Origin of the sequence: Microbacterium sp. Leaf151 (assembly GCF_001424225.1) — a bacterium.
GTDB lineage: Bacteria > Actinomycetota > Actinomycetes > Actinomycetales > Microbacteriaceae > Microbacterium.
On record NZ_LMOR01000001.1, the window covers coordinates 678,193 to 694,580 of the forward strand.

Sequence of the window (16,388 nt, forward strand, 5' to 3'; positions counted from 1 at the left end):
GTCTCTTGCGGAACCAGTGTTGACCGGACAGGCATTGCAGCGGGCTTGACCAGAACGGTTCTCTGTCCGCCACGACGTGCACGAAGTCGCGGGCTCTCGAGGCTCTTCATGGCGACAATCATCAGGTGGATCGATATGAACTTTGGGGCGGCGCGGCTCCCTCAGGCCGAATCTCGCGGCCGTGTTTCACGTGAAACATCACCCAGATGCTGCGCTAGCGGGCGACGTGACGTGACACATCAACGCCGGCTCCGCCGTTCCCGTCCTGACACTGCAACGCCGCGGCGCCGAAGCCACGACTTCACGCCACTCTTTTCGACGCCTACCCGCGTGACGGGACGCCGCGGCGGACGGGGAAGAGCGAGCAAGCGCGCAGGGGGCGATGGTCCCACGGGCCGCCCACGGGGCAGGGGAGCGGAAGCGATGACAGCCCGCGCAGCGGCGCTTCACCGCCTCGGTCCCGTAGATCGAACTTCGCGAAGTGTTCCACGTGAAACACCCGCCGCCGATCCGAGGCAGTGCCTCATCCCGCGCGGGCTGACACACGTCACAGGTTCACCAGGCCGGTGGTCCTCGGTGATGCGGTGTCGCGGCAGCAGGTCAGGCCACACGACCCGCCCCTCCACGCAACTGCCTACGCGTGCCGACATTCCTGGCCCCGGGGATGAGGAGCACCGCTCGCCGTCCGCGATCGAAGTACCTCGCGAGCCAGCGTGTCGGGAACACGACCAAACGCAAACGTTCACGGCACGCCAAGGCCCTTACCCGCCGCTCGCCTGTTCCCGGGCCCCGGGTTCACCGGAACACCGGCATCCACCGCATCACACCCACCCTGAGCGGCACGAGGAGATCATCCGGCCCAGCTCACGCTTGTGTCGCCGCCACGCACCGCGTGCGTTGACAGTGCCTCACCACCGTAGCGTTGGGCGAGCCCACATCACCTCACACCGGGCGTAGTGCGGTGCCGGCCGCCGCGATCCTGACCCGTAAGCCGGCGCAGCTATCCGCGCTGCACGGCTCGCAAATCGAGCCCGATCCTGGGACAGAGCGATCCGGGCACAGAGACCGCAGAAACTTATCGGCACGGCATTCACGAACCGCTTCGGGACTTGCATCGGAGGAGAACGATGGAGCCTCCGACTCGCGAAAACAGTGAAGCGCCGAAGTGTGAGCGGCTCGGAACCCTCATCGGATGGGAGGGGACGTCATCGATCACCTCGACGGACGTCTACTACGGCAACGAGCTCATCACCGGGTCAACACATGTCTACATGTTACCGACTCAACGAGTGACAGTGGCCAGAAATACCCGAGTGGGCTCGTCCAAGACGCCCTCTCCGACGATCTCGACCGACACGTCCTGCAGACCATACTGTCTGATCTGCTTAGCTGCGGCGTCGATCTCGCGCCCCACGTTCGCGCCCTTGAGGAATACAAGCCGACCACCGGGACGCACCAGGGGAGCGGTGTAGGGGAGAAGGGTGCGCAACGCACTGACTGCCCGCGCCGTCGCAATGTCGAAGACGCGCCCTCGCGCCCACTCCTCACCGCGCATGCGCTCCACGCTGACATTCTCGAGCTCGAGATCGGCAACCTGCTCCGACAGCCATGCCGTGCGGCGCTCCATCGGCTCGATGAGGGTCCACTCCACGTCGGGTCGCGCGATGGCCAGCACAAGCCCCGGCAGCCCTGCTCCCGATCCGACGTCGACGGCAGCCCCCGCGAAGAACGGAGCAGCGATCGCACTGTTGAGGATGTGTCGCGTCCACAGACGCGGCACCTCCAACGGACCGATCAGTCCCCGTTCCTCGCCGTACGCAGCAAGATTAGCGGTGAACCTGCGCGCGGTGTCGATGCGGTCACCGAAGATGTCCGCGGCCGCGACGGGCTCCGCCTCGAGCTGTTCCGGCATCCGCGGATCAGCCCCGACGCAAGACGGTGTGCCTGTCCGCACCCTCGCCGAACGACTCGGAGTCGTAGCCGCGATCAGCAGCGATGTCATGCACGAGCTTGCGCTCATAGCTCGACATCGCCGGCAGGGAGGCCTGGGAAGCGCCCTCGACGAGACGCTCGATGGCGCGGTCGACGAGCATCTCGAGCTGACGCTGGCGGGCATCACGCGATCCGCCGATGTCGAGGATGAGCCGTGAGAACCGACCCGTCGCGCTCTGCACAGCCAGGCGGGTGAGCTCCTGCAGTGCCTGCACCGTGTCGGGATGCGCGAGACTCGACAGCGACTCGGCGTCATCGGCTTCGACCGAGACGTACGCGCGGCCGGCGCGCACATCCATGGCGAGGTCTCCGTCGATGTCCGCGATGTCGAGCAAACCCTCGAGGTAGTCGGCGGCGATGTCGCCTTCCTGCTCGAGCTGCTCTTCGGTGGCGGCGGTCTGCTCGGGGGCAATCTGATCGGACGTCGTCATCATGATCTCCGGAGGTCAGGAAGCGGGTGCGGATCCAGAACCGCCGGCGGCTCCGCCCCCAGCACCGGTGTTCTTGGTGGACTGTTGCTTCTTGGCGCGCTGCTTGCCCACGGGCTGCTGACGCTTCGGAGCCGCCGCGCGTACGCGCTCGGCTTCCTCGAGCAGACGCTGCTGCTCGGCCTGGTACTTCTCCATCGGCACGACCTTGCCCGCGGCGTCGATAGCTTTGCCCTTGCGCGCCAGGCGCTCTTCGCGTGCCTTCGCCGCGTCGGAACCGGGAGTCGGCATCTCGCGGATGACGATGAACTGCTGAACCATCGTCCACAGGTTGCTGACGAACCAGTAGATGACGACGCCGAGCGGGAAGAAGACGCCCGAGAAGATGAAGGCCAGCGGCAGGATGTACAGCATGATCTTCTGCATCTGGTACGCCTGACCGGTCTTGGCCTCGGGCGACAGGTTCTTCGAGATGATCTGCAGCTGCGTGAAGAACTGCGACGCGATCATCAGCACGACGAGCGTCAGAAGAATCGCGACGGTGATCTGACCGTCGGCCTGGCCCCATGCCGTGACCAGGTTCACGTGCATCGATGCCACGTCGAACAGGCGGGCGTCGTAGAACTCTCGGGTCAGCTCGGGCGTCAGCAGTCCGACGCCACCCTGGTTGTTGGTCGCGTGCTTCGCAACATCGTTCAGCACGCTGAAGAGGGCGAAGAAGATCGGCATCTGCACGAGCAGCGGCAGACAGCTGGAGACAGGTGTGGTGCCGTGCTTCTTGTACAGCGCCATGGTCTCGCGGCTCATGGCCTCGCGGGAGAGCTGGTCCTTCTTCCCGCGGTACTTCTCCTGGACCTTGCGCAGCTCCGGAGCGATCTCCATCATCTTGCGCTGGCTCTTGATCTGCTTGACGAAGAGGGGGATCAGCGCCGCCCGCACGATGAGGACGAGGCCGACGATCGAGAGCACCCACGTCAGACCGGCCGCGGGCGCCATGCCGAATGCGGTGAAGAGCGAGTGCCAGCCGACGAGCACGAGCTCGACCGCCCATTTCAGCGGCCACAGAATGGTCCCAATGAGATCGAATTGCACGATCAGTCCTTTCGGGCGGGCACGACGAATCCGTGCCGAGTGAGTTCGTGACGGAAGGCCCGATGAGGACGGACGTCGTCGATGCCACCCTGAGCCCAGGGATGACACCGTGCGAGACGGGCGGCGGTGAACGCGACGCCCTTCACGAGTCCGTGCTGCTGCACGGCGCCCACCGAGTAGGCGGAGCACGAGGGGTAGTACTTGCACACGTCGCCGTAGACATGCGAGATCGTAGACCGGTACGCGTGCAGCAGGGCGAGACCGGCGTTCCGGGGGAGGAGCGGAACGGATGCCAGCGCTGCCGCGGCCGTGAGCCGGCCGGACCCCGTGGCTGATGTGGGAAGAGTCGAGGCGCTCATGCCGACGCTTTCCGTTCCAGGCACCGCACCACGTCGGCGCGGAGCGTCGCGTAGTCGGTCGCCGCCGCTGAGGGGAGGACGCGGATGACGATCGAGGCGCCCCCGCGGATGGACGGGAGCGCCTCAGCGCACACCGCTTTGAGGCGGCGGCGAATGGTGTTGCGTGTGACCGCGGAGCCGACCTGCCGGCTCACGATGAAGCCGAAACGAGGTGCATCGGTCTCAGCCGAGGTTCCGACATAGGTGACGGTATGCGCTCCGGCACAACGAGAGCCCCGTCGGACTGTGGCTTTGTAGTCCGATCCGCGGGTGAGTCGGTTCGGCTTCGCGAGCACCGGGTCTGTCAGGCCGAGAGCTCGGTGCGGCCCTTGGCGCGACGCGCCGAAAGGATGCCGCGGCCGGCACGCGTGCGCATGCGGGCACGGAAGCCGTGCTTCTTGGCGCGGCGGCGGTTGTTGGGCTGGAAGGTGCGCTTGCTCATGGGTCACTCCGGAGGTGGTGTCGCCCGATGCTCTTCTGCCGGGGACGGGGTCGGGACTGCCTGATAGGCATAAGTCAACCGACTAAGGCTACGTCGTGAGGGGCGTTAACTCAAACCCAGAACGCGACCGCCCATTATCCCCAGGCGTTGTCCACAACCGTGGCAAAGACACGCGGCCGGGTCCTACAGTGGATTTTGCTCCGCGAGAGCCGCGAACTAGCGTGGCCCCGGAAGTTATCCACAGGTTCGGCGCGACTCGTCGATCGCCCGTCGCGTCTAGGTCCCGGAGGGGATATGTCTCTGCACGAAGTACCGGATGTCCCCGTCTGGTCAGCCGTGCTGGACCATCTTCTCACCGACGACCGCGTCACACCCCAGCTGCACGGTTTCCTCAATCTGGCTGTTCCGCAGGGGGTCATGGGCGGCACGCTCTACCTCGACGTGCCCAACGACCTCACCGCGGCGCAGTTCAACAAGCGCATGCGCGCGCCCATCCTCGAAGCCCTCGCCCAGGTGCAGGGCAGCGACCCCGATGTCGGCACGTTCCGTGTCGTCGTGAACCCCGACATCGTCGAGTCCCACCGCGCCGGCAGCACGGCGGGCGGCGAGCGCAACGCGTCATCGCCGACGATCGCCGTGCACTCGAACGTCATCGACCAGGCCCCGGAGCCGATCGTTCCCGCATCGCGTAACGACACGCGCCTGAACCCCAAGTACACCTTCGACAACTTCGTCATCGGCCAGTCCAACCGCTTCGCCCATGCGGCGGCTGTCGCTGTGGCCGAAGCACCCGCCAAGGCGTACAACCCGTTGTTCATCTACGGCGATTCCGGCCTCGGCAAGACACACCTCCTCCACGCCATCGGCGACTACGCCGCGAGCATGTACGCCGGCATCCGCGTGCGGTACGTCTCGAGCGAGGAGTTCACGAACGACTTCATCAACTCGATCGCCAACAACCGCGGCTCGGCGTTCCAAGCCCGCTATCGCGACGTCGACATCCTCCTCATCGACGACATCCAGTTCCTGCAGGGGCGTGCCGAGACCCAGGAAGCCTTCTTCCACACCTTCAACACACTGCATGACCACGACAAGCAGGTCGTGATCACCAGTGACCTGCCGCCGAAGCAGCTGACGGGCTTCGAGGACCGTATGCGCAGCCGCTTCGAATGGGGCCTGATCACCGACGTCCAGGCGCCCGACCTCGAGACCCGCATCGCGATCCTTCGTAAGAAGGCACAGAGCGAGCGACTGCTCATTCCCGACGATGTGCTCGAGTACATCGCGACGGTCGTGTCGTCGAACATCCGCGAGCTCGAGGGCGCTCTCATCCGGGTGTCGGCATTCGCCAGCCTGAATCGGTCGACGCTCGACATGTCACTCGCGCAGACGGTGTTGCGCGACATCATCGACCAAGACGACGCCAACGTCATCTCACCGACCGACATCATCACGGCGACGGCACAGTACTTCAAGCTGTCGGTCGACGACCTCTACGGTTCCAGCCGTTCACAGGCCGTCGCGACAGCGCGCCAGATCGCGATGTACCTGTGCCGTGAGCGCACGAGCCTGTCGCTGCCCAAGATCGGGCAGCTCTTCGGCAACCGCGACCACACGACGGTCATGTACGCCTACAAGAAGATCAGCGACCTGATGAAGGAACGCCGATCGATCTTCAACCAGGTCTCGGAGATCACGAGCCAGCTCGGCCGCATGCGCTGAGCGCCGTTCTCCCGGAGGGGTCCGTCCACGTTCGTGGATCGGGCCCTTTCGTGTTTTTCGCCCTCTGATCAGGCATGCAAGCCCGCCGGCATGGTGTTTCACTCGAGGTTCTGCACAGTGTGGAAAACCTGTGGATAACTTGGCTTTCCTGCGGATGACGTGTGCACGAATGCCTTAACCCTGTGGACGGGCGCCACCGGTGGGAGGCGCCCACCACTCTTAACAGCACAGGCTCTCCGCGCACCGTCCACAGCGACCAACCCCGTCCTTCCCTGCTGTTAACACGCGTGTCGGGAGTTATCCACAGAATCCACAGCGGTTAACAAGATGAAGACTCCATCTCTTCGTTAAGGCAGATTCGATGACCTTGCCGTGCCGACAGCACTCGGCGTGCCCGTCGCAGAGGGGGCACTAGCATGGGAAAGCCATACCCGCCGTCAAGGGAGCACCCGTGAAGTTCCACGTCAATCGCGATGTGTTCAGCGAAGCCGTCTCGTTCGTGGTCAAGCTCCTGCCTCAGCGCAATCCCCAGCCGATCCTGGCCGGTGTGCTCATCGAAGCCGGCGAGCAGGGACTCACCCTCGCCGCGTTCGACTACGAAGCCTCCGCGCGCACGACGATCGAAGCCACCGTCGACGAACCGGGCACGATCCTCGTCCACGGCCGCCTGCTCAGCGACATCGCGAGCCGTCTCCCGAACGCGCCGATCCAGATCACCGTCGACGACGACGGAGGAATCCTGCTCACGTGCGGTTCAGCGCGATTCACCCTCGCCTCCATGCCCGTCCAGGAATACCCCGCGATTCCCGAGGTCTCCGGCGAGTCCGGCCTGGTCCCCGCCGACGAGTTCGCCACGGCCATCGCCCAGGTCGCCTTCGCGGCGTCGCGCGACGACGTCACACCGGTGCTGACCGGCGTGCAGCTCGAGGTCACCGGGACGCAGCTCAGCCTGGTCGCCACCGACCGCTACCGCGTTGCGCTTCGCGAGATCCCCTGGGACGGCGGTGCTGCGGCATCCGATGAACCGACGTCGGCTTTGGTGCCCGCGCGCACCCTGCAGGAAGTCGGCAAGACCTTCGCGCACGGCGGCGACATCTCGATCGCCTTCTCGGGCTCGGGCGACCGTGAAATCATCGCCTTCTCGTCGGGTAACAAGACGGTGACGTCGCTGCTCATCAAGGGGAACTTCCCGCCGGTTCGTCGGCTGTTCCCGGCTCAGACGGAGCACCACAGCGTCGTGAACACCGCCGATCTCGCCGAAGCGGTGCGCCGTGTCGCACTCGTGCTCGATCGGTCCGCGCCGCTGCGTTTCACGTTCGGCCCCGACGGTGTCTCCATGGACGCATCCGGCACCGAGCAGGCCCGGGCGACCGAGTCCGTCGACGCGACGCTCGTAGGCGACGAGGTCACCCTGGGACTCAACCCGCAGTACCTCCTCGAGTCGCTCGGTGCGGTGCGTAGCGAGTTCGCCCGCATCACGTTCACCTCGAGCGACAACGCCAACAAGCTCAGCCCTGTTCTGGTCACCCCCCAAACGTCGATCGACAAGGGTGGCGAGGGGTCGTTCAAGTACCTTCTGCAGCCCAACCTTCTGCTGCGCTGAGCCGGCGCACCCCGGCCGTGTCGGAGGGGGCGGGTAGTCTGACCCGGTGATCGTGGAGCAGCTCGGACTGAAGGACTTCCGCAATTACGCGGAAGCCGATGTCTCGCTCTCTTCCGGTGCGAACGTCTTCGTCGGCCGGAACGGTCAGGGCAAGACCAACCTCGTCGAAGCCGTCGCCTACCTTGCCACCCTCGGTTCGCACCGGGTGTCCAACGACGCTCCTCTCGTGCGCGACGGGACGGATGCCGCGATCGTCCGGGCACGACTCGCCCACGGTGAGCGCACGGTGCTGCTCGAACTGCAGCTCAACCGGCAGGGTGCGAACAAGGCCCGGGTCAACGGCGTGAATGTGCGCACCTCCGAGCTCCCGCGCTACGCGCAGGTCGTGCTGTTCGCGCCCGAAGACCTCCAGATCGTCCGCGGCGATCCGTCTGCCAGGCGCCGCTTCGCCGACCAGCTGATCGTCCAGCGCACGCCACGCATGGCGGCAGTGCTCGCGGATTACGATCGCGTGCTCCGTCAGCGCAGTGCACTACTCAAGTCCGCCAGGGCCCGCGGAGTCCGCGGCGACGCGCTCAGCACGCTCGACGTATGGGATGACAAGCTGATCACTCTCGGAACGGAGGTGATCGAGGCGCGTGTGGCTTTGGCATCCGATCTCTCCGACCCCGTTGCGCACGCGTACGCGGCCATTGCGGGCGCCGATCACGAACCGCGGTTGTCCTGGGCTTTGTCGGTAGGCGGGGGGGATCCGGAAGAGGGTGACCCCGCGGCCCCGGATCGCTCCTCGGAGCCGCTCGCCGACCAATTCCGCGCGGCACTGACCGCCCGTCGCTCGGCGGAGCTCGAGCGTGGGCTCACCCTGGTCGGTCCCCACCGCGACGATCTCGTGCTCCAGGTGCGCGGCCTCCCCGTGAAGGGATACGCCTCGCACGGAGAGTCGTGGTCGGTTGCCCTCGCGTTGCGGCTGGCATCCGCAGAACTCCTGCGCGCTGAGTCGCGGCTGGGTGACCCGGTGCTGATCCTCGACGACGTGTTCGCCGAGCTGGACGTCGGGCGCCGAACGCGCCTGGCCGAGCTCGCCCGCGGCTACGAGCAGGTCATCGTCACCGCAGCCGTCGAAGAAGACGTTCCGGACGCCCTCCGGGCGCACGTTGTGCGGGTCGATGCGGGCCGCATCACAGAGGCCGACGATGAGTGACGAACCCGAACTGCCCGAGACGATGTCGACGTACCTGCGGCTGCGGGGTCTCGAGCCGACGCCTTACCGCAAGAAGAAGCGCCGGCGACGTACGGATGATGGAGAGAACGCCCCCTTCACGCCCGGGCGCGATCCGCGCGGCTTGGGCGACGTCCTCTCTGCGCTCACCCGTTCGGCCGGGTGGGAGGCCCAGCTGTCGCGCGAGGATCTCGTGCGCACGTGGGACGAGGTAGCGGGAGCCGACACCGCCGCGCATACGCGCCCGGTGGCGCTGGATGCCGGAACCCTCACCGTGCAGGCGGACTCCACCGCATGGGCGAAACAGCTGCAGCTGATGCGCGCACACATCCTGTCGGAGATCCTCAGACGTTTCCCCGAGGCGGGGGTCGAAGCGATCCGCTTCGTAGGGCCGGACGTCCCCTCCTGGAAATGGGGGCCCAGAGCCGTTCCAGGCCGTGGTCCGCGCGATACCTACGGCTAGGCCATGGTCGATCCCGACTTGACGCGATTTGTCCCCGCGTAGGGGCGTACAGGCCATTTCGAGGACCGGCGCGCGGTAAGATGGGGGTTCCGACGAATCGATCTGGAGCGCGTTCACTCATGACGTCCGAAAACCCCGACAGCGTTTCCGAGGAACCCAAAGCGACCACCCCCGCGAAGGTTCCCAACGAGTACGGGGCAGACGCCATCCAGGTGCTCGAAGGGCTCGAAGCCGTTCGCAAGCGTCCCGGTATGTACATCGGATCCACGGGTGAGCGCGGACTCCATCACCTCGTGCAAGAGATCGTCGACAATTCCGTCGACGAGGCCCTCGCCGGCTATTGCGACACCATCGACGTCACGATCCTCAGCGACGGCGCCGTCCGCGTGATCGACAACGGCCGCGGCATCCCTGTCGACATGCACCGTACAGAGGGCAAATCGACCGTCGAGGTCGTGCTCACCGTGCTGCACGCCGGCGGCAAGTTCGGCGGCGGCGGCTACGCCGTGTCGGGCGGCCTGCACGGCGTCGGCTCCTCCGTCGTGAACGCCCTGTCGACGCGCCTCGAAGTCGAGGTCCAGCGTCAGGGTCACGTGTGGCGCCAGTCGTTCCGCGACGGAGGAGTGCCGCTCGCCCCCCTCGCCAAAGAAGAGGAGAGCGACAAGACGGGCACGACGATCACGTTCTGGCCGGACGCAACGATCTTCGACACCGTCGACTTCGACTACGACACGCTGCGCACGCGCTTCCAGCAGATGGCGTTCCTCAACAAGGGACTCCGCATCAGCCTGCGCGACGAGCGCCCCCAGTCGATCGTCACCGAGGGGGAACCCGGCGAAGAGGTGACCGCGCCCCGGCACGACTCGTTCCTGTACGAGCGCGGCTTGGTCGACTACGTCGAGCACCTCAACCGCGTGCGCAAGGCCGACGTCGTCAACGACGAGATCATCGAGGTCGAGTCCGAGGACACCGACCGCAAGATCGCCCTCGAGCTGGCGATGCAGTGGACCACGGCGTACACCGAGAACGTCTTCACCTACGCCAACACCATCAACACCCACGAGGGCGGCACGCACGAAGAGGGCTTCCGCGCCGCGCTGACGACGCTCGTCAACCGCTATGCGCGCGCGAACAACCTCCTCAAGGAGAAAGACGACAACCTCACCGGCGACGACATCCGCGAGGGTCTGACCGCCGTCATCTCCGTGAAGCTGTCCGAGCCGCAGTTCGAGGGCCAGACCAAGACCAAGCTCGGCAACACCGAGGCTCGCGCGTACGTGCAGAAGGTCGTCGGTGACAAGCTCGGCGACTGGTTCGACCGCAACCCGGGCCAGGCGAAGAACATCATCCGCAAGGCGATCGACGCCGCGACCGCGCGCCTCGCCGCCCGCAAGGCGCGCGAGACCGCGCGCCGCAAGAGCGTGTTCGAGTCGGCCGCGATGCCCGACAAACTCAAGGACTGCACCTCGAAGGATCCGTCGATCAGCGAGATCTTCCTCGTCGAGGGTGACTCGGCCGGTGGCTCGGCCGTGCAGGGACGCGACCCGCACACGCAGGCCATCCTGGCGCTGCGCGGCAAGATCCTCAATGTCGAGCGTGCCCGCCTCGACCGCGCCCTCGGCAACAAAGAGGTGCAGGCGATGATCCAGGCCTTCGGCACGGGTATCGGCGAAGACTTCGACATGGCCAAGGCTCGGTACCACAAGATCGTCCTCATGGCCGATGCCGATGTCGACGGCCAGCACATCACCACGCTGCTGCTGACGCTGCTCTTCCGCTACATGCGCGGGCTCATCGAGGCGGGCTACGTCTACCTCGCCCAGCCGCCGCTCTACCGCCTCAAGTGGTCGAATCACCCGCACGAATACGCCTACAGCGACCGCGAGCGCGACGCGATGCTCGTCGATGGACAGGCCTCCGGACGCCGTATCCCGAAAGACAACGGCATCCAGCGCTACAAGGGTCTGGGCGAGATGAACGACCACGAGCTGTGGGAGACCACGATGGACCCCGAGACCCGCACGCTCAAGCAGGTCACGATCGACGACGCCGCATCGGCCGACGAGATCTTCTCGGTGCTCATGGGTGAAGACGTCGAGTCGCGTCGTACGTTCATCCAGCGCAACGCCAAAGACGTCCGCTTCCTCGACATCTGATCGCGTCGGCGCGACACCGACGGCACCGACAGACGACGCACGCACTACGGAACTGAGAAGACATGGCTGACGACACCACTCCCGAGCCCACCCAAGCGCCCGAGGAAGCGGCTCACAACCACGGCAAGATCGACCAGGTCGACCTGCAGCTCGAGATGCAGCGGAGCTACCTCGACTACGCGATGAGCGTCATCGTCGGGCGCGCTCTGCCCGACGTGCGCGACGGCCTCAAGCCCGTGCACCGCCGTGTGATCTACGGCATGTACGACGGCGGCTTCCGCCCCGACAAGTCGTTCTCGAAGTGCGCGCGCGTCGTCGGCGAGGTCATGGGGCACTACCACCCGCACGGTGACGCCCCCATCTACGACGCTCTCGTGCGTCTGGTGCAGCCGTGGTCGCTGCGCTACCCGCTCGCCCTGGGCCAGGGCAACTTCGGCTCCCCCGGTAATCAGGGCGCGGCCGCCCCGCGGTACACCGAGACGAAAATGTCTCCTCTCGCGCTCGAGATGGTGCGCGACATCGAAGAAGAGACGGTCGACTTCGAGGACAACTACGACGGCCAGACCCAGGAGCCGACGGTTCTGCCGGCCCGCTTCCCCAACCTGCTCGTCAACGGTTCGGTCGGCATCGCCGTCGGTATGGCGACGAACATCCCGCCGCACAACCTCCGCGAGGTCTCAGCCGGCGCGCTGTGGGCTCTGGAGAACCCGGATGCCACGCGCGAAGAACTGCTCGAGGCGCTCATGCAGCGCATTCCCGGCCCCGACTTCCCGACGCGCGCGCAGATCCTCGGAACGCGCGGCATCAAAGATGCGTATCGCACGGGTCGCGGCTCGATCACGATGCGCGCGGTGGTCAACATCGAAGAGATCCAGGGCCGCACGTGCCTGGTGATCACCGAACTGCCCTATCAGGTCAACCCCGACAACGTCGCGGTCAAGATCGGCGATCTCGCCCGCGAGGGCAAGATCACCGGCGTCGCCGACATCCGCGACGAAAGCTCCGGTCGTACCGGTCAGCGCCTCGTCGTCGTGCTGAAGCGCGACGCCGTCGCGAAGGTGGTCCTGAACAACCTCTACAAGCACACCCAGCTGCAGGAGAACTTCGGGGCCAACATGCTGGCGATCGTCGACGGTGTGCCGCGCACGCTGTCACTCGACGGCTTCATCAGCCTGTGGATCGACCACCAGGTCGAGGTCATCGTCCGGCGCACGCGGTATCGCCTGCGCAAGGCCGAAGAGCGCATGCACATCCTGCGCGGCTACCTGAAGGCACTCGACGCTCTCGACGACGTCATCGCGCTCATCCGCCGCTCTCCCACGGCGCAGGATGCCAACGAGGGCCTGCAGAAGCTCCTCGACATCGATGACATCCAGGCGCAGGCCATCCTCGACATGCAGCTGCGGCGTCTGGCGGCACTCGAGCGCCAGAAGATCGTCGACGAGGCGACCGAGCTCGAAGCGCGCATCGCCGACTACAACGACATCCTCGCCACCCCCGGGCGCCAGCGCACCATCATCCGCGACGAGCTCACGGCGATCACCGACAGGTTCGGCGACGACCGTCGTACCGAGATCCTGCACGGCTTCGACGGCGACGTCTCGATCGAAGACCTCATCGCCGAAGAAGAGATGGTCGTCACCGTCACCCGTGACGGCTACATCAAGCGCACGCGTAGCGACAACTACCGGTCGCAGCATCGCGGGGGCAAGGGCGTAAAGGGTGCGCAGCTGCGTGCCGACGACGTCGTCGAGCACTTCTTCGTCACCACGACCCACCATTGGTTGCTGTTCTTCACCAACAAGGGCCGGGTCTACCGCTCCAAGGCCTACGAGGTTCCTGAAGCCGGTCGGGATGCCAAGGGCCAGCACGTCGCGAACCTGCTGGCGCTGCAGCCCGACGAGGAGATCGCCCAGATCCTCGACATCCGCGACTACGAGGTCTCGACCTACCTGGTCCTCGCCACGCGCGCCGGCCTGGTGAAGAAGACCCGTCTGTCCGAGTACGACACCAACCGCCAGGGCGGCGTGATCGCCATCAAGCTGCGCGGTCAGGTCTCGGAAGACGGGGACGACACCGAGCAGGGCAGCGCCGATGAGCTGGTCAGCGCGATGCTGGTCGACGAGGGCGACGACATCCTCCTCATCAGCCGACTCGGCATGTCACTGCGCTTCTCCGCCACCGACAGCGCGTTGCGCCCCATGGGTCGGTCCACCTCGGGCGTGAAGGGCATGGACTTCCGCGACGGAGACAGTCTGCTCTCGGCATCCGTCGCCAAGGATGACGAATTCGTCTTCGTGGTGACAGAAGGCGGCTACGCCAAGCGCACAGCCGTCACCGAATACCGCATGCAGAACCGCGGCGGACTGGGCATCAAGGTGGCCCGTCTGACCGACGATCGCGGCGTCCTCGCGGGCGGGATGATGGTGTCCGAGGGTGACGAGGTCCTCGTGGTTCTTGCCAGTGGCAAGGTGGTACGCTCCTCCGTGGCCGAGGTGCCCGCTAAGGGACGCGACACGATGGGTGTCGTTTTCGCCCGGGCCGGTGGCGACGATCGCATCATCGCGATCGCCCGCAACGCCGAGCGGAACCTGGCCGAGACGACGGAGACGACCACAGAGCCTCCCGCATCCCCTGCGGATGAGGCCGACGCCTCCGCTCCCGAGACCCCTGAGGAAAGTACTGACGCATGAGCACGGTAGCTGACAAGCTTGCGAAGAAGTCGACTCACAAGACCCAGGCCAAGCAGGTGCGACTGCGCCTGGTCTACATCGACTTCTGGTCGGCCGTGAAGCTGTCGTTCCTCGCGGCGGTGGCCCTGGCCATCGTCACCGTGGTCTCGTACTTCCTGCTCTACCTGGTCGTCTCGGCAACGCTTCTGCCGCGACTCGATGAGTTCTTCGTGAGCTTCACCGACGGCGGAGCCAGCCTGTCGCAGTATGTCGGGCTGCCCCAGGTGATGGCTTTCGCGGCGATCATCGCCATCCTGAATCTCGTCGTCGTCACGGTGCTCGGTGCCGTCATGGCGGGGATCTACAACCTCGCCGTGAAGGTGACGGGTGGCCTGCTCGTCGGGTTCACTTCGAACTGACGTCGATTCGTGAAAACCTCGGGATTCCGGTAAAGTCTTCGAGGTTGACATGATCACGTCAGCGAGACGGGGCTATAGCTCAGGCGGTTAGAGCGCTTCACTGATAATGAAGAGGTCCCAGGTTCAAGTCCTGGTAGCCCCACCCCTTCCCTCGCGGGGCCTTAGCTCAGCTGGTAGAGCGCCTGCTTTGCAAGCAGGATGTCAGGAGTTCGAATCTCCTAGGCTCCACAACATCGAAGAGCCGGTCCATGAGGACCGGCTCTTCGCTTTTCTCTTCGCTAGAGTCTGGTCATGGACATGCGGGTCGCCGCGTACGCCGTCATCACCGACGCCGACGATCGCGTGCTGCTCGCCCACTGGATCGACGGACGACGGGCCGCGTGGACGCTGCCCGGTGGCGGACTCGAGCCCGGGGAGGACCCTGTGCACGCCGTCCGCCGTGAGGTGAGAGAAGAAACCGGGTTCCGAGTCTCGGTGGGTGAGCTGCTCGGCATCCATTCGCGGGTCATCCCCGCCGAAGCGCGCTTGGCCGACGACTCGTCCGGCCCGCTGCACACCCTGCGCATCGTGTATCGCGCGGGGATCGTGGGGGGCCGGCTCCGCAACGAGACGGACGGCTCGACGGACCGAGCAGAGTGGTTCACCCTGGGCGCGGCCAGAAGACTGCGCCGGGTGCAGTTGGTCGACGTCGCGCTGCGAATGGCGGGCCTGCGGGCGTGACGTTACTCAGGCGCGGTCGGACGTGATGTCGGCGACGACCGCGTCGTAGGCGGCGATCAGGTCATCGGCGTCGACGAACAGGCTGAAGCCGTGCGCGCCGGCGCCCATGGCGATGCGGGAGCCCACGATGCGTTCGTCGGCGAAAACGGGCCAAGCGGTTGTACTGCCGATCGGCACGATGGTGCCACGTTCGTAGCCCGTCGCCGAGAGTGCCAACTCGGGCTCGGGAAGACGGAGCTTGTTCACGCCCACCACAGCTCGGAGCTTGGGCCACGAGATCGCGCGATCGCCGGGAACGAGGGCGAAGAGGTAGGTATCGTCGGACCGCTTGACGACGAGCGTCTTGACGATGGATGCCGAAGAGATCCCGAGGAGTTCGGCCGCCTCATCGAGGCTCGACGCCGCGGGACGCTCGCGAACCTCGACAGAAAGGCCGCGCTCTCGCGCGGCCTCTCTGACTCTGATGGTGGGATCGCTCACGCGTCCGGGGCGCGCAGGGGGTCGTCGGCCACCCACAGCTCGTCGTCGGCCCGCAGCGTCTGCCAGGCCGCGTATGCCACGCCGGCGGCCGCCACGACACCGAGGATGATGGCGATGACGCCACCGGCACCGATGCCGTCGTGCTGCGACGGCAGCTTCTTGGCGAGACGCTTCGACGCCTGCTTGCCGTACTTCTCGGCACGCTTGGCGTACTTGTGGGTGTCGAGTTCGAACCCACGCCCCTTCGCGATGCGGTCGCGGGTGTCGCCTGCGGCATCCCACACCGACATCGCTCCCCCGACCACGGCTCCGGCAGCAGGAACGACCTTGTTGCTCAGGAAGCGGTTGCTGTACTTCACGCTCTTGTCGACGTACGGTGCGGCGTACTTGCTGTAGCCGTCCTGTACGGCGGGGACGAGATCTTCGCGGCTGAAGCGACCGAGCTGGTGGCCGGCTTCACGAGCGACCTTCCCGCTCTCGCCCAGCAGCACCTGCTGCGACTCCCACACCTTGGCGGCGTGCTTCTGGAGCTTGCGCAGTTCCTTCTTGCTCTTGCGGCTGAGGCCCACGGCTCATCCTCCC

At 65.9% G+C, this 16,388-nt stretch carries 16 protein-coding genes and 2 tRNA genes; 10 read left to right on the top strand and 8 right to left on the bottom strand.

Features of this window, described 5'->3' with window-relative positions:
• Nucleotides 1-1,282: 1,282 nt before the first annotated feature.
• Genes rsmG through rpmH form a run of 6 tightly spaced genes read right to left on the bottom strand, consistent with a single transcriptional unit; the run spans nt 1,283 to nt 4,352 of the window.
• Complete coding sequence (rsmG, locus tag ASF76_RS03035; protein WP_055952699.1) at nt 1,283-1,912, bottom strand: 16S rRNA (guanine(527)-N(7))-methyltransferase RsmG; 630 nt, start codon at nt 1,910-1,912, stop codon at nt 1,283-1,285.
• Between the two features lie 7 nt (nt 1,913-1,919).
• Nucleotides 1,920-2,426 carry a Jag family protein gene (locus tag ASF76_RS03040; protein ID WP_055952702.1) on the bottom strand — a complete coding sequence of 169 codons (507 nt, stop codon included), beginning with the start codon at nt 2,424-2,426 and terminating at the stop codon, nt 1,920-1,922.
• Nucleotides 2,427-2,438: 12 nt separating this feature from the next.
• The gene (gene yidC / locus ASF76_RS03045; protein WP_200936070.1) at nt 2,439-3,512 is read right to left on the bottom strand and encodes a membrane protein insertase YidC; all 1,074 of its coding nucleotides are present in this window, start codon (nt 3,510-3,512) and stop codon (nt 2,439-2,441) included.
• Between the two features lie 2 nt (nt 3,513-3,514).
• Nucleotides 3,515-3,871 (bottom strand): membrane protein insertion efficiency factor YidD, encoded by a 357-nt coding sequence (gene yidD / locus ASF76_RS03050; protein WP_055952705.1) that lies wholly within the window; start codon nt 3,869-3,871, stop codon nt 3,515-3,517.
• Nucleotides 3,868-4,206, bottom strand: a complete 339-nt coding sequence (gene rnpA, locus ASF76_RS03055; RefSeq protein WP_055952708.1) for a ribonuclease P protein component — start codon at nt 4,204-4,206, stop codon at nt 3,868-3,870. The genes yidD and rnpA overlap by 4 nt, the downstream gene beginning before the upstream one ends.
• Before the next feature lie 8 nt (nt 4,207-4,214).
• Nucleotides 4,215-4,352 carry a 50S ribosomal protein L34 gene (rpmH, locus tag ASF76_RS03060; protein WP_055952712.1) on the bottom strand — a complete coding sequence of 46 codons (138 nt, stop codon included), beginning with the start codon at nt 4,350-4,352 and terminating at the stop codon, nt 4,215-4,217.
• A gap of 294 nt (nt 4,353-4,646) precedes the next feature.
• Between rpmH and dnaA the strand changes: the two genes are divergently transcribed.
• From dnaA to ASF76_RS03110, 10 genes are all read left to right on the top strand, one after another.
• Nucleotides 4,647-6,074, top strand: a complete 1,428-nt coding sequence (dnaA, locus tag ASF76_RS03065; RefSeq protein ID WP_055952715.1) for a chromosomal replication initiator protein DnaA — start codon at nt 4,647-4,649, stop codon at nt 6,072-6,074.
• A gap of 451 nt (nt 6,075-6,525) precedes the next feature.
• Nucleotides 6,526-7,677, top strand: a complete 1,152-nt coding sequence (gene dnaN / locus ASF76_RS03070; RefSeq protein ID WP_055952717.1) for a DNA polymerase III subunit beta — start codon at nt 6,526-6,528, stop codon at nt 7,675-7,677.
• Nucleotides 7,678-7,723: 46 nt separating this feature from the next.
• On the top strand, nt 7,724-8,878 hold the full coding sequence (gene recF / locus ASF76_RS03075) for a DNA replication/repair protein RecF (protein WP_055952720.1): 1,155 nt from the start codon (nt 7,724-7,726) through the stop codon (nt 8,876-8,878).
• Nucleotides 8,871-9,359: a DUF721 domain-containing protein gene (locus ASF76_RS03080; RefSeq protein ID WP_055952722.1), complete on the top strand. Its 489-nt coding sequence runs from the start codon at nt 8,871-8,873 to the stop codon at nt 9,357-9,359. Before recF ends, ASF76_RS03080 begins: the two co-directional genes overlap by 8 nt.
• Before the next feature lie 119 nt (nt 9,360-9,478).
• Entirely contained in the window at nt 9,479-11,515 is a 2,037-nt protein-coding gene (gyrB, locus tag ASF76_RS03085) for a DNA topoisomerase (ATP-hydrolyzing) subunit B (protein ID WP_055952725.1), read from the top strand.
• A gap of 62 nt (nt 11,516-11,577) precedes the next feature.
• Nucleotides 11,578-14,208: a DNA gyrase subunit A gene (gyrA, locus tag ASF76_RS03090; RefSeq protein WP_055952728.1), complete on the top strand. Its 2,631-nt coding sequence runs from the start codon at nt 11,578-11,580 to the stop codon at nt 14,206-14,208.
• Nucleotides 14,205-14,606, top strand: a complete 402-nt coding sequence (locus tag ASF76_RS03095; RefSeq protein WP_055952731.1) for a DUF3566 domain-containing protein — start codon at nt 14,205-14,207, stop codon at nt 14,604-14,606. Before gyrA ends, ASF76_RS03095 begins: the two co-directional genes overlap by 4 nt.
• 68 nt (nt 14,607-14,674) lie before the next feature.
• Nucleotides 14,675-14,748 (top strand) — tRNA-Ile (locus tag ASF76_RS03100).
• 13 nt (nt 14,749-14,761) lie between these two features.
• Nucleotides 14,762-14,834, top strand: a tRNA-Ala gene (locus ASF76_RS03105).
• Nucleotides 14,835-14,897: 63 nt separating this feature from the next.
• The gene (locus tag ASF76_RS03110; protein WP_055952734.1) at nt 14,898-15,326 is read left to right on the top strand and encodes an NUDIX hydrolase; all 429 of its coding nucleotides are present in this window, start codon (nt 14,898-14,900) and stop codon (nt 15,324-15,326) included.
• Nucleotides 15,327-15,332: 6 nt separating this feature from the next.
• On the opposite strand, the gene ASF76_RS03115 is transcribed toward ASF76_RS03110, so the two are convergent.
• Both ASF76_RS03115 and ASF76_RS03120 read right to left on the bottom strand, forming a co-directional pair.
• Nucleotides 15,333-15,806 (bottom strand): aminoacyl-tRNA deacylase, encoded by a 474-nt coding sequence (locus ASF76_RS03115; protein WP_055952737.1) that lies wholly within the window; start codon nt 15,804-15,806, stop codon nt 15,333-15,335.
• Nucleotides 15,803-16,375, bottom strand: a complete 573-nt coding sequence (locus tag ASF76_RS03120; protein ID WP_055952740.1) for a hypothetical protein — start codon at nt 16,373-16,375, stop codon at nt 15,803-15,805. The genes ASF76_RS03115 and ASF76_RS03120 overlap by 4 nt, the downstream gene beginning before the upstream one ends.
• Nucleotides 16,376-16,388 lie beyond the last annotated feature (13 nt).

Excerpts from the sequence above, each read along its gene's own strand:
- rsmG (WP_055952699.1), bottom strand. The coding sequence starts at position 1,912 with ATGCCGGAACAGCTCGAGGCGGAGCCCGTCGCGGCCGCGGACATCTTC.
- ASF76_RS03040 (WP_055952702.1), bottom strand. The coding sequence starts at position 2,426 with ATGATGACGACGTCCGATCAGATTGCCCCCGAGCAGACCGCCGCCACC.
- yidD (WP_055952705.1), bottom strand. The coding sequence starts at position 3,871 with ATGAGCGCCTCGACTCTTCCCACATCAGCCACGGGGTCCGGCCGGCTC.
- rpmH (WP_055952712.1), bottom strand. The coding sequence starts at position 4,352 with ATGAGCAAGCGCACCTTCCAGCCCAACAACCGCCGCCGCGCCAAGAAG.
- dnaA (WP_055952715.1), top strand. The coding sequence starts at position 4,647 with ATGTCTCTGCACGAAGTACCGGATGTCCCCGTCTGGTCAGCCGTGCTG.
- ASF76_RS03080 (WP_055952722.1), top strand. The coding sequence starts at position 8,871 with ATGAGTGACGAACCCGAACTGCCCGAGACGATGTCGACGTACCTGCGG.
- gyrB (WP_055952725.1), top strand. The coding sequence starts at position 9,479 with ATGACGTCCGAAAACCCCGACAGCGTTTCCGAGGAACCCAAAGCGACC.
- gyrA (WP_055952728.1), top strand. The coding sequence starts at position 11,578 with ATGGCTGACGACACCACTCCCGAGCCCACCCAAGCGCCCGAGGAAGCG.
- ASF76_RS03095 (WP_055952731.1), top strand. The coding sequence starts at position 14,205 with ATGAGCACGGTAGCTGACAAGCTTGCGAAGAAGTCGACTCACAAGACC.
- ASF76_RS03110 (WP_055952734.1), top strand. The coding sequence starts at position 14,898 with ATGGACATGCGGGTCGCCGCGTACGCCGTCATCACCGACGCCGACGAT.